Below are 13,027 nucleotides of genomic sequence, written 5' to 3' on the forward strand. Positions count from 1 at the left end.
GCGCCTGTCAAGAATCCTCCCGCTCCTCACCGGGACAGCGCGCACCCGCTGGCACGCGATCAGAACGGACGCGGCTGGATGAGGCCGAGCAGCAGGGCCCGTGCAATCGCATGCTGGCGGCTGAACACCCCCAGCTTCTGCGCGATGGCGTTGAGGTGGAAATTGGCCGTGCGCTCGGAGATGTGCAGCAGGCACGAGATCTCCCACGAAGTCTTGCCGTCGGCGGCCCAGCGCAGCACCTGCTGTTCGCGCGGGCTCAGGGCCGGGCGCTGCAGCGGCATGGGCGCCAGGCGCCGCATGGCCTCGTGCACATACGAGGCCAGGAGGTGTGCGTGCGCCTGGGCCTGCGCAATGTCGGCCCGGGCGCTGCGGCCCACGCGCGAGGTGGTGCCGCTCAATATGCCCACCTCGCCGTGGGGCGTGTGCAGCGGCACGCTCAGGCCGGTGCACAGCCCGTGCCCGGCGGCCTCGTCCATGACCTGCCGGGCTTCGGGGCCAGGGGCGTCCCCCGGCACCTGGTGCCACAGCACCGGCAGGATATTGCGGCTGCAATAGCGGATGATGGGGTCGTGCACATGGTAGTCGCGGGCCATGTAGTGGCGGGTCCATCCCGGCGGGTAGCCATCCACCAGCAGCACGCTCGACTGCGCGAAGTGCTCCGGCACCCGCAGGGCATAGATGAAATGCTCGAATCCGAGCGCCTGCGCCAGCCGCTGCACCTGGGCATGCAGGCTGGGCAGGTCGGGGCTGTGCAGCAGCTGGTCGAGCGATTCGCGAAAGGGCTGTAGCGTCAGATCCATTGGCGGAAAAGGGTGGAACGGGGATGGGCCAGAATCCATCCGGCTGGAACCGGGGCCTGCAAGGCCCCCATTCCAGAAATGGAGAGGACCCGGGAGAATTCTTGGCGAGACTGCCCCACCCGGAAATTCCAACGACATCCCTGGCCGACGAAACCATGCACATTTCGACGAACGGACCCCAAGCGTCGACGAACGACACCCCCGAGCTGCCCGGCGGCGCCGCCGCCAGTACCTGGTCCGGCCTGCGCCGCACGACCCTGCAACTGGCCGCGGTGTTCTGGAGCGCCGTGCTGCTCAGCGACAGCATCCTGTGGGGGATCGCAGGCGTCGACCCGCTCGAATCGTTCTCGGGCAAGCTGGTGCTCAACAGCTTCGGCGCCCTGCTCACCATCGGCATGTCGGCACTGCTGTTCCGGGTGCGCCGCCGTGGCATCCTGTTCAAGGCGGCCATGGCGTTTGCGCTGTCCCTGGCCTGTGCACCGCTGTACAGCCTGTTCGATTTCCAGGTCTACACCTTCTACGTGGCACCCGAAGTGCCTGAATTCAGCTGGCGCAACTTCGGCTACACCATGGTCTCGAGCATGGCGATGTTCTTCGGCTGGTCCTGCCTGTATGTGTCCATGGTCTATGCCTTCGAGGTGCGGGACCGCGAACGCAGCCTGGCCGCCGCGCGCGAGGAGGCCCTGCTCGCCCAGATGCGCGCCCTGCGCTACCAGGCGAACCCGCATTTCCTGTTCAACACCCTCAACTCCATCGCTGGCCTGGTCGAGGAAGGCGCCACCGCGCGCGCAGGCCGCATGCTGCTGTCGCTGTCGATGTTCCTGCGCACGACGCTGACCATCGACCCCCTGCAGGACGTCACGCTGGCCGAGGAACTGGTGCTGCAGGAGGACTACCTGGAGATCGAGCAGGAGCGCTTTTCCGACCGCATGGGCTTCGCCGTGGATGCCGCCGAGGAGGTGCGGCACGCGCTCGTGCCCAGCCTGATCCTGCAGCCGCTGATCGAGAATGCCGTCAAGCATGGCGTGGGCCAGTCCGCAGCGCACACCCAGATCACCATCCGCGCGCTGCGCCAGCAGAACGTTCTGCAGCTGGCGGTCGAGAACGATCTGCCGGCCGGCAGGCACCCGTCGGCGGACACCGTGGTCGGCTTCGGCATCGGCCTGCGCAACGTGGCGGACCGCCTACGCATGCGCTTTGGCGAGAGCGGCCGGTTCAGCGCCTACACCGATGGAGCGCGCTTTCGCGCCGAGATCGAACTGCCCTGGAGGACCCGATGATGGGCCCCATCGACGTGCTGGTCGTGGACGACGAGCCGCTGGCACGGCGCCGGCTCATCCGCCACCTGCAGCGCCTGGACTGGGTCGGCGCGGTCACGGAAGCGGCCACCGTGCAGCAGGCCATCGCCAGGCTGGCGCAGTTCGACGCGCGCATCGTCCTGCTGGATATCCAGATGCCCGGCGGCAGCGGTTTCGACCTGGTGCCCCGCCTGCCTGCCCCGGCACCCGCCATCGTCTTCGTGACCGCCTTTGACGACCAGGCCCGCCGCGCATTCGATGCCCATGCCATCGACTACGTGACCAAGCCCATCGACCCGGGGCGCCTGCACCTGGCCCTGGAGCGCGCGCGCCAGGCCGTGCTGTCGCAAGGCCGCCAGGATCGGATCGCGGAACTGGAGGAGATCATTGCCAGCCTGCGCAGCGCAGCAGCTGCCGCCACGCACCGCAGTGCCGGCACCAGCGACCTGTGGGTGAAGTCGGGCCACAACTACCTGCGCATCCCGTGCAGCAGCATCACCCACATCCAGGCGGAGCGCGACTACGCGCGCATCCACGCTGACGGCAGGGACTACCTGCACAGCGAGAGCCTGTCCGACCTGGAGCGCAGCCTGCCTGCGGGAGAATTCATGCGCATCCACCGCAGCACGCTGGTCCGCCTGGAAGCCATCTCCCATGTGGCTGTGGGTCCCTACTCATCACTGAGCGTCGTCTTGCCGGGCGGCAAGACGGCCAAGGTGGGCCGGACCTATGCCGCCGATGTCAGGGCACGCCTGAAGCAGCAGCAGTAGCGGGCCGGCCGGCTGACGGGTGCAGTCCCCATGGCCATGAGGACTGCAAGGGCGATCACAGCGCCATCAGACATTCATGATCGAGACCAGGCGCGTGTTCAGGTGCGCCTCGACGGCCTCGGAGCCGCCTTCGGAGCCGTAGCCCGAGTCCTTCAAACCGCCGAATGGCAGCTCGGCTGCGGGGGCCGCCGCCTGGTTGATCCATAGCATGCCCACTTCCAGGCGCTGGGACAGCAGGTGGGCATTCTTGAGCGAGCGCGTGAAGGCGTAGCCGGCCAGGCCGAAAGGCAGGCGGTTGGCCTCGGCGATGGCGTCCTCGATCTTCTCGAAACCGCGCACGGCGGCCACGGGGCCGAAGGGCTCTTCGTTGAAGATGCGGGCCGACAGCGGCACGTCGTTGAGCACCGTGGGCTGGAAGAAGTTGCCTTCGCTGCCGATGCGCTCACCGCCGGCGGACAGGTGGGCGCCCTGCTGCACGGCGTCGGCCAGCAGGTCGGCCATGGCGGTGATGCGGCGCGGGTTGGCCAGCGGGCCCATCTGCGTGCCCTGGACCAGGCCGTCGCCGACCTTCAGGCCCTGGGCGTGGCTGGTGAGCGCGGCCACGAACTCGGCGCGGATGCTTTCGTGCACCAGGAAGCGCGTGGGCGAGATGCAGACCTGGCCCGCGTTGCGGAACTTGGCGCCACCGGCGGCCTTGATGGCCAGGGCCACGTCGGCGTCCTCGGCGACGATCACGGGGGCGTGGCCGCCGAGCTCCATGGTCACGCGCTTCATGTGCTTGCCGGCCAGGGCCGCGAGCTGCTTGCCCACGGGCGTGGAGCCGGTGAAGGTGACCTTGCGGATGATGGGGTGCGGGATCAGGTAGTTGGAGATCTCGGCCGGATCGCCATAGACCAGGCCCACGGTGCCGGCGGGCACGCCGGCATCGGCGAAGGCGCGGATCAGCTCGGCCGGGCTGGCCGGGGTTTCCTCAGGCGCCTTGACGAGGATGGAGCAGCCGGCCGACAGCGCCGCCGCGAGCTTGCGCACCACCTGGTTGATCGGGAAATTCCAGGGCGTGAAGGCCGCCACGGGGCCCACGGGGTCCTTGATGACCAGTTGCTGGGCCTTGAGGTTGCGCGACGGCACGATGCGGCCGTAGACGCGCAGGGATTCGTCGGCGAACCATTCGATGATGTCGGCAGACGCCATGGTCTCGACCTTGGCCTCGGCCAGGGGCTTGCCCTGCTCCTGCACCATGATGGCGGCGATCGCGTCGGCGCGCTCGCGCATCAGCACGGCGGCGCGGCGCATGGTCTTGGCGCGGTCTGCAGCGGGGATGTCGCGCCAGGCTTCGAAGCCCTTCTGGGCGGCTTCGAGTGCCCGGTCCAGGTCGGCCTTGCCGGCATGGGCCACGCGGCCGATTTCCTTGCCGGTGGCGGGGTTGTGCACGGCGATGGTCTTGCCGTCGGCGGCGTCCTGCCACTGGCCGGCGATGAAGAGGCGGGTATCGGGGTAGCTCATGCGAAGTCTCCTGCGTGCAAGGGGAAAAGGGGGGTGGAAAGCCATGTCGCCGACCCATCGGTCGCATGGCGGCACCCGGCACTATAGGCCCCTTGCCGCAGGCCGGGGCGGGCAGCCCGGAAAAGCCCTGTCAAGCCCGCCCGCGACAACCCGCGCTCAGCGGGCAGGCGCCTGCGCCAGGGCCGCGCCCTGGCCATCGCCCCAGCCGCCGCCCAGCGCGCGGATCAGACCCACGGTGGCGGTGTACTGCGCGGTGCGCACCTGCAGGGCCTGGCGGCGGTTGCGCAGCTCGCTGCGGCGCGCGTCCAGCAGTTCGAGCTGGCTCACCAGGCCGTTGCGGTAGCGCGAGTCCGACAGCTGCGTGGCGCGCACGGCCGATTGGACGGCGCGGCTTTGTGCCTCGGACTGGCCGGCCAGCAGGCGCAGCGCGCTCAACTGGTCTTCCACCTCGCGAAAGGCGATGAGTACCTGGCCGCGGTGGGCCGCCATGGCGGCTTCCAGCCGGGCGCGGGCGCCCTCTTCCTGCGCCTTGCGCTGGCCGCCGTCGAAGATCGGCAGCGACAGCAGCGCACCGATACCCCAGGAGCGGGCCGACCACTTGAACAGGTCACCGAGCTCGGGCGAGGCCTGGCCGGCATTGCCGGTGAGCGTGATGGCCGGGAACCAGGCCGCCTGGGCCACGCCCACGCGCGCCTGGGCTGCCAGCACCGAGGCCTGCGCGGCCGACACGTCGGGCCGGCGCGCCAGCACCGTGCCGGGCACACCGGCGGGTATCACCGGCAAGGCCGCATCGCTGCCCGCCGGGGCTACGGCAAAACCGGTGGCCACGTCGCCCACGAGCACCGCCAGGGCGTTGGACAGCAGCGCCTGCTGGCGCTCCAGGGCCAGGGCCTCGGACTCGGTGGCCGCCACCTCGGTCTGCACGCGCGCCACATCGAGCTCGGCCACGTCACCGGCCTGAAAGCGCCGCTGCGTCAGGCGCAGCGTGTCGCGGTAGGCCGACAGGCTGCCCTGCAGCAGCACCTGTTCGGCCTGCACCGAGCGCAGCTGCAGGTAGGTCTGCGCCACGTCGGCCTGTACCAGCAACCGCGTGCTCTGCAGCAGCGCATCGCGGGCCTGGGCATCCAGGCGCGCGGCATCGCTGGCCTTGGACAGGCGCCCGAACAGGTCGAGCTCGTACGACACATTGAGCCCCACCGAGGTCAGCGTGGACGCATCGGTGCTGCCCGTGGTGCCGGCACCGGCCTGGCGGCTGGCACCGGCCGATGCACCCACCTGCGGAGCGCGCGCCGCGTCGGCCGAGCGCAGCAGCGAGCGGGCCTCGGCCAGGCGGGCCGCAGCTTCCTGGATGCTGGTATTGCCGCTGGCGGCGCGCTCGACCAGGCTGCTGAGCACCGGGTCCTGGAAACCCAGCCACCACTCGCCGCGCGGCTGTGCCTCGGCGGGGGCTGCGGTGGTCCAGGCGGGTGCGCCATCGGCCACGCTGAAGCTCTTGGGCACGGCCACGCCGGCATGCTCGGGCTGCGACGCGATGGGCGTGCCCATGCAGCCGGCCAGCACCAGGGCCGCGACCAGCGGCGCCAGGCGCGCCACGCGCCGCACGGTCAGGGAAGGATCGGAAAACATCGTATTGGCAATCATTGCAAAGACTCCTTTGCGCTCATTCGTCATGGCCGCGCGGTGCAGCCAATATGGGGTGGGCCACGGCGCCGGGGCCGGAGGCATCCGTCAGTGGCGCCACATGGCTGCCGTGCTGCTGCAGGGGGCGGTTGCCCGCCAGGCGGCGCAGCACGACGTAGAACACGGGTGTGAGGAACAGGCCGAAGGCCGTCACGCCGATCATCCCGGCGAACACCGCCACGCCCATGGCGCTGCGCATTTCGGCACCGGCGCCGGTGGACAGCACCAGGGGCAGCACGCCCATCACGAAGGCCAGCGAGGTCATCAGGATGGGGCGCAGCCGCAGGCGGCTGGCCTCGATGGCGGCCTGCACCGGTGTGCGCCCGGCAAACTCCAGCTCGCGGGCGAACTCCACGATCAGGATCGCGTTCTTCGCCGATAGCCCCACCAGCACGATGAGCCCGATCTGCGTGAACACGTTGTTGTCCCCGTTGCTGAGCCACACGCCAGTCATGGCGGCCAAGAGGCCCATGGGCACGATCAGGATGATGGCGATCGGCAGGGTCAGGCTTTCGTACTGCGCGGCCAGCACCAGGAACACCAGCAGGATGGCGATGGGGAACACCAGCACGGCGGAGTTGCCGGCCAGGATTTCCTGGTAGGTCAGCTCGGTCCACTCGAAGCTGATGCCCTTGGGCAGCGTTTCGGCGGCAATGCGCTCGATGGCGTCCTGCGCCTGGCCCGACGAGAAGCCGGGTGCAGGCTGACCGTTCACGTCGGCGGCCAGGAAGCCGTTGTAGCGCATCGCACGCTCGGGGCCGAAGCTCGGCTCGAGCTTCATCAGCGCCGACAGCGGCACCATCTCACCCGAGGTGGAGCGCACCTTGAGCAGGCCCACGTCGTCGCTGCGGGCACGGAAGGCCGCATCGGCCTGCACGCGCACGCTGTAGGTGCGGCCGAACTGGTTGAAGTCGTTGGCGTACAGGCTGCCCAGGTAGATCTGCAGCGTCTCGAAGATGTCCGTCACGGGCACGCCCAGCTGGCGCGCCTTGGTGCGGTCGATGTTCGCGTACAGCTGCGGCACATTGACCTGCCAGCTGGTGAACAGGCCGGCCAGCTCGGGCGTCTGGTAGGCCTTGGCCATGAAGGCCTTCACGGCCGAATCCATGGCCTCATAGCCCAGCGACGCGCGGTCCTCGATCTGCAGCTTGAAGCCGCCAGTTGTGCCCAGGCCCGCCACCGGTGGCGGCGGGAACATGGCGATGAAGGCTTCCTGGATCTCGCCGAACGACTGGTTCAGCTGGCCGGCCACGGCACCGCCGCTCTGGTCGGCGCGCGTGCGCTCGGCAAAGGGCTTGAGCGTGGCGAAGACGATGCCGGAGTTCGAGCTGTTGGTGAAGCCGTTGATCGACAGGCCGGGGAAGGCGATGGCGTCCTCCACGTTGGGGTTCTTCTTCATGATGTCGCCCATGCGGCGGATCACGTCCTCGGTGCGGTCCAGCGTGGCGCCGTCGGGCAGCTGCGCAAAGCCGATCAGGTACTGCTTGTCCTGTGCGGGCACGAAGCCGCTCGGGACCAGCTTGAACAGGCCGAAGGTCACGCCCACCAGCGCCAGGTAGACCACCAGCATCAGCGCCTTGCGGCCGATGACGCGCTTGACGCCGCCGCTGTAGGCCTCGGAGCCGCGGTGGAACACGCGGTTGAAGCCGCGGAACACACCGCCCAGCACCTTGTCCATGCCGCGCGTGAGCGCGTCCTTGGGCTCGTTGTGGCCCTTGAGCAGCAGTGCGCTGAGCGCGGGCGACAGGGTCAGCGAGTTGATGGCCGAGATCACCGTGGAGATCGCGATGGTGACCGCGAACTGCTTGTAGAACTGCCCCGTGAGCCCGCTGATGAAGGCCAGCGGCACGAACACCGCCACCAGCACCAGCGCGATGGCGATGATGGGGCCGGAGACTTCGCGCATGGCGCGGTAGGTCGCCTCGCGCGGGCTCAGGCCGGCCTCGATGTTGCGCTCCACGTTCTCCACCACCACGATGGCATCGTCCACCACGATGCCGATGGCCAGCACCAGGCCGAACAGGCTCAGCGCGTTGATCGAAAAGCCCAGCAGGTGCAGCACGGCGAAGGTGCCCACCACCGACACCGGCACGGCCAGCAGCGGGATGATGGAGGCGCGCCAGGTCTGCAGGAACAGGATCACCACCACCACCACCAGCGCGATGGCTTCGAGCAGGGTCTGGATCACGGACTTGATGGAGGCACGCACGAACTGCGTGGGGTCGTAGGCGATGCGGAACTCCACGCCTTCGGGCATGTTCTTCTGCAGCTCGTCCATGGTCTTGCGCACGTTGGCCGAGATGTCCAGGGCATTGGAGCCCGGCGCCTGGAACACGCCCATGCCGACGGCCGGGTCGTTGTTGAGCAGCGAACGCAGCGAGTAATCCGCCGCGCCCAGCTCCAGGCGGGCGATGTCGCGCAGGCGCGTCACCGCACCATCGGCACCGGTCTTGACGATGATGTCGCCGAAGTCGTCCTCGGTCTGCAGGCGCCCTTGCGCGTTGATGGACAGCTGCAGGTCCACGCCGGGCAGGCCGGGCGATGCGCCCACCACACCGGCGGCGGCCTGCACGTTCTGGCCGCGGATGGCGGACACCACGTCGCTGGCCGAGAGGCCGCGCTGCGCGACCTTCTGCGGGTCGAGCCAGACGCGCATGGAGTAGTCGCCGCCGCCGAAGATCTGCACCTGGCCCACGCCCTGGATGCGCGCGAGGCGGTCCTTGACGTTGAGCACGGCGTAGTTGCGCAGGTAGTCGATGTCGTAGCGGCCGTTGGGCGAGACCATGTGCACGACCATGGTCAGGTCGGGCGCGCTCTTGACCGTGGTGACGCCCAGGCGGCGCACTTCCTCGGGCAGGCGCGGTTCGGCCTGCGAGACGCGGTTCTGCACCAGCTGCTGGGCCTTGTCGGGGTCGGTGCCCAGGGCGAAGGTCACGGTCAGCGTCATCACGCCGTCGGTCGTGGCCTGGCTGCCCATGTAGAGCATGCCTTCCACGCCGTTGATGGATTCCTCCAGCGGCGTGGCCACGGTTTCGGCGATGACCTTGGGGTTGGCGCCCGGGTACTGGGCGCGCACCACCACCGAGGGCGGGGCCACCTCGGGGTACTCGGAGATCGGCAGGCTGCGCAGCGCGATCAGCCCCCCGAGGAAGATGAGCACCGACAGCACCCCGGCGAAGATGGGGCGGTCGATGAAGAAGCGGGAGAGATTCATGGCAGGTCTTTCAGCATGCGGGCGTGGCGTTCAGGCGGGCGCCCGTTCATGCGGCAGGCGACTTGGCGGCGCGGGCTTCCTTGCGGTCGGCAGCAGGGATTTCGGCCTTGGCGGTCATGGGGACGGACTGCGGGGCGACGACGGCGCCGGGGCGCACGCGCTGCAGGCCGTTGACGATGATGGTTTCGCCGGCCTTCAGGCCCGAGGTGACCACGCGCAGGCCCTCGACGGGTGCGCCCAGCGTGACCTCGCGGTACTCGGCCTTGTTGCCCTCGCCCACCACCAGCACGAACTTCTTGTTCTGGTCCGTGCCCACGGCGCGCTCGTTGATCAGGATGGCCTGCGAGCTGCGCGCCTGGCCCATGCGGATGCGTGCGAACTGGCCGGGGATGAGGTCGCCATCAGCGTTGTCGAACACGGCGCGCACGCGCACCGTGCCGCTCTTGGCATCGACCTGGTTGTCGATGAGCTGCAGCTTGCCCGCATGGGGCGTGCCGCCCGAGGTGCCGGTGCCCATCTGCACGGGGATGCGCTCGATCAGGGCGCGGGCACTGGTGCCGGACTTGAGGTCCTGCAGGGCCTTGACCACGATCTGCTCGTCGGAATCGAAGCTCGCGTAGATCGGGCTCACCGAGACCAGCGTGGTCAGCACCGGCGCACCGGCGCCCGAGGCCACCAGGTTGCCCACGGTGACTTCGATGCGGCCCACGCGGCCCGCCACGGGGGCGCGCACCTGGGTGTAGCCGAGGTTCAGGCGCGCGGCCTGCAGGGCGGCCTGGGCGGCACGCAGGTTGGCGTCGGCCTCGCGCTGGGCGTTCTGGCGCTCGTCGTGTTCGCGCTGGGCAATGGCGCTTTCCTGCAGCAGGCGCGTGGCGCGCTCCAGCTCGCTGCGGGTGTAGGAGACGCGGGCCTGCGCTGCAGCGACCTGCGCGTCGGCGCGGTCCACCTCGGCGGCATAAGGAGCGGGGTCCACGGTGATCAGCAGGTCGCCCTGCTTGACCAGCGAGCCTTCACGGAAGTGCACGGCCTGCACCGCGCCCGCAACGCGCGGGCGGATGTCCACGCGCTGCACGGCTTCGAGCCGGCCCGAGAACTCGTCCCACAGGGAAATGTCCTGCTGCAGCACGGAGGCCACGGAGACAGGCACGGCCTGGGGCTGTGCGGCGCCGGCAGTGGCCTGTGCGGAAGGAGACTGGAACACCAGCACGGACGAAGCCACCACGGCGGTGACGGCGGTGGCCAGCGTGGCCAGGCCCAGAGGGCGCTTGGGGAAAGGAAGATGGAAGTTCATGGTCACTTTCAGTGGCGGGGCAGTTCTCGTGGAACACGCCCCGTTGCGGTTTTCAAGATCGGGTGGAATGGATGCAAACGAAGTCTGGGCAATGACACGGTGGCAAGGTCAACACCGGCGGCGTGCGGTGGCGGCCTGGGTGTCGGCAGTGGCAGTGCTCCCGGATGCAGCGGCCTGCAGGTGGATGACGTTCATGTGTGATTCCTCCGTGTCATTGAAATGGGCAAAAAACAGATCCGCAAAAAATGCGGGCAACAGCCGGTCCGTACCGCTCGCAGACGGCACCTGCACTGGCTCCTGGCCAGTCGTGGGCAAAGCCTCTCCCCGCCGGTGCCAATGGCCGGAAATTTCGGGGTGAGCGCTTCGCTCGGTAAGTGGGGTGGCGGGAGTATCGAACCTCAAGCTAAGTTGAGGTCAACCACATCCTACGAACCCTGGGGTCTCAGGTGGGGGCCGGACATCGGGTGTCCTCGAAAAACTGCCGGATCTGCACCAGCGCGCCTTCGGCGCAGGGGCATTCGCGCAGCCCCGACTCCAGGGCTTCGGGCATCTCACCGGCTTTGGGAAACACATGGCGCCGCACCAGCAGGCCGGCGGATTCGAGGCGCGCGGCATAGGCCAGCGCCTCATCGTGCATGGGGTCGGTGTCGCCCACCATCACCAGCGTGGACGGCAGGCCGGCCAGGCGGTGCGCGGTGGCGGGAACGGCGTAGGGGTGTTCGGCGTCGCGCGGGCAGCGCAGGAAGTTGCGCCAGCCCTCGGTCCACTTGCAGCCGGTGGCATCGCCCGTGGCTTCGCGCACCGAGGCCGTGCCCACGCAGGGGTCGAGCATGGGCGACAGCAAAATCTGCCCGGCCAGCGGCGGGTGCGACTGGTCGCGCGCCATCACCGAGACGGCTGCGGCCAGGTTGCCACCGGCCTCTTCACCGGCCAGGTAGATCTGCGCGCCCTGCCCGCCGAGTTTGACGCGGTTGCGGAAGGCCCACTGCAGCACGCCGTAGCCGGTGTTGACGGGCTGGGGAAACGGCGTGAGCGGGTAGGCCACCGACACCACCACGGCGCCGGCGCGTTCGAGCAGGTCGGCCACGGTGCAGCCGGTATCCAGGTCACCCGTGGTGAAGGCGCCACCGTGGAAGTGCACCACCAGCGGCGAAGGCTTGCCGGGCAGCTTGCGGCCGTAGACGCGCACCGCGACCTCTTCGCCCTTGGCCACCTCAATGGTGGCGTCGGCGCGCTGGGGGGCGCCCACTGCGGCGCCAGGGGCCTTGGAGGAGGCTCCGGCACGGCTAGGCGACGATGTGGGGGACGAGCGATCGGGCTGCATGGCATGGACCCATTGGATTGACGATGGATGAAATGTAGTACCTTGCGACTTTCGGATAAACAGGCCAAACACCACTGCACTGTTTCCAAAAGCTCAACAATCGAGCGCAGGCCGCGTGTGAGAATTACCCTGCACCCACTGGTGGGTGCAAGTACAAGGAGAGCCCATGGACCAGATACAGGCCATGCGCATATTCGTGCGGGTGGTGGAGGCCGGCACGTTCACGAGGGCAGCGGACTCACTGAGCCTGCCCAAGGCCACGGTCACCAAGCATGTGCAGGCGCTGGAGGAGCGCCTGCGCGTGAAGCTGCTCAACCGCACCACGCGCCGCGTCACGGTGACGGCGGACGGCGCCGCCTACTACGAGCGCACCATCCGCCTGCTCACCGACCTCGATGACATCGAGGCGAGCATGACCAACGCCCGCTCCAACCCGCGCGGACGCCTGCGCGTGGATGTGGGCACCTCGATGGCGCAGTTGCTCATCCTGCCCAACCTGGCCGAGTTCCATGCGCGCTACCCCGACATCCAGGTGGACCTGGGCGTGAGCGACCGCATGGTGGACCTGATCAGCGACAACGTGGACTGCGTGATCCGCGGCGGCGAGCTGACCGACCAGTCGCTGGTGGCGCGGCGCATCGGCAACCTGGAATTCATCACCGTGGCCTCGCCCGAGTACCTGGAGCGCCAAGGCACGCCCGCGCACCCGCTGGAGATCGAGGAAAAGCACTCCATCGTGGTCTATTTCTCGCCCCAGAGCGGGCGCCACTACCCGCTGGAGTTCCGCAAGGGCGAGGAGTCGGTGGACATCACCGGCCCCTACCAGGTCAGCGTGAACGAGACGAATGCCTATGTGACGGCGGTGGTGTCGGGCCTGGGCATCGGGCAGATCACCAGCTTCCAGGCCACGCGCCACTTCGAGAACGGCACGCTGGTGCGCCTGCTGCCCGAATGGACGCAGGCGCTCCTGCCGATCTATGTGGTCTACCCGCCCAACCGCCACCTGAGCGCCAAGGTGCGCGCCTTCGTGGACTGGACGGCCGAACTGGTGCAACGCAACTCGCACCTGCAGCGCACCACTTGACTCCCCCTGAGCCGCTTCGCGTCATCCCCCTGAGGGGGACGCCACCCGTGGCCTGGCAAAGCC

General features: G+C 68.8%; 9 protein-coding genes. 3 read left to right on the top strand and 6 right to left on the bottom strand.

Going from position 1 to position 13,027, the window contains the following annotated elements; genetic code table 11:
• Positions 1-59: 59 nt before the first annotated feature.
• Positions 60-800 (bottom strand): LuxR family transcriptional regulator, encoded by a 741-nt coding sequence (locus tag U5N23_RS27705; protein WP_322595926.1) that lies wholly within the window; start codon positions 798-800, stop codon positions 60-62.
• Between the two features lie 155 nt (positions 801-955).
• Between U5N23_RS27705 and U5N23_RS27710 the strand changes: the two genes are divergently transcribed.
• Positions 956-2,080 (top strand): sensor histidine kinase, encoded by a 1,125-nt coding sequence (locus U5N23_RS27710; RefSeq protein ID WP_322595927.1) that lies wholly within the window; start codon positions 956-958, stop codon positions 2,078-2,080.
• Positions 2,077-2,868 (top strand): LytTR family DNA-binding domain-containing protein, encoded by a 792-nt coding sequence (locus U5N23_RS27715; protein WP_322595928.1) that lies wholly within the window; start codon positions 2,077-2,079, stop codon positions 2,866-2,868. The genes U5N23_RS27710 and U5N23_RS27715 overlap by 4 nt, the downstream gene beginning before the upstream one ends.
• 66 nt (positions 2,869-2,934) lie before the next feature.
• Here the strand turns inward: U5N23_RS27715 and U5N23_RS27720 are convergent, their stop codons facing one another.
• From U5N23_RS27720 to U5N23_RS27740, 5 genes are all read right to left on the bottom strand, one after another.
• Positions 2,935-4,371 (bottom strand): NAD-dependent succinate-semialdehyde dehydrogenase, encoded by a 1,437-nt coding sequence (locus tag U5N23_RS27720; protein ID WP_322595929.1) that lies wholly within the window; start codon positions 4,369-4,371, stop codon positions 2,935-2,937.
• A 156-nt stretch (positions 4,372-4,527) separates the two neighbouring features.
• Positions 4,528-6,012: an efflux transporter outer membrane subunit gene (locus U5N23_RS27725; RefSeq protein ID WP_322595930.1), complete on the bottom strand. Its 1,485-nt coding sequence runs from the start codon at positions 6,010-6,012 to the stop codon at positions 4,528-4,530.
• A 19-nt stretch (positions 6,013-6,031) separates the two neighbouring features.
• Positions 6,032-9,265, bottom strand: coding sequence for an efflux RND transporter permease subunit (locus U5N23_RS27730; protein WP_322595931.1), 3,234 nt, complete (start codon positions 9,263-9,265; stop codon positions 6,032-6,034).
• Positions 9,266-9,311: 46 nt separating this feature from the next.
• Complete coding sequence (locus tag U5N23_RS27735; protein WP_322595932.1) at positions 9,312-10,556, bottom strand: efflux RND transporter periplasmic adaptor subunit; 1,245 nt, start codon at positions 10,554-10,556, stop codon at positions 9,312-9,314.
• Positions 10,557-10,998: 442 nt separating this feature from the next.
• Positions 10,999-11,880: an alpha/beta hydrolase gene (locus tag U5N23_RS27740; RefSeq protein WP_322595933.1), complete on the bottom strand. Its 882-nt coding sequence runs from the start codon at positions 11,878-11,880 to the stop codon at positions 10,999-11,001.
• A 166-nt stretch (positions 11,881-12,046) separates the two neighbouring features.
• Here U5N23_RS27740 and U5N23_RS27745 point away from each other — a divergent pair, with 166 nt between their 5' ends.
• A complete protein-coding gene (locus U5N23_RS27745; protein ID WP_322595934.1) occupies positions 12,047-12,964 on the top strand; it encodes a LysR family transcriptional regulator in 918 nt (305 codons plus the stop codon).
• Positions 12,965-13,027: the final 63 nt, after the last annotated feature.

Source organism: Acidovorax sp. (assembly GCF_034519795.1).
Lineage (GTDB): Bacteria > Pseudomonadota > Gammaproteobacteria > Burkholderiales > Burkholderiaceae_C > Acidovorax.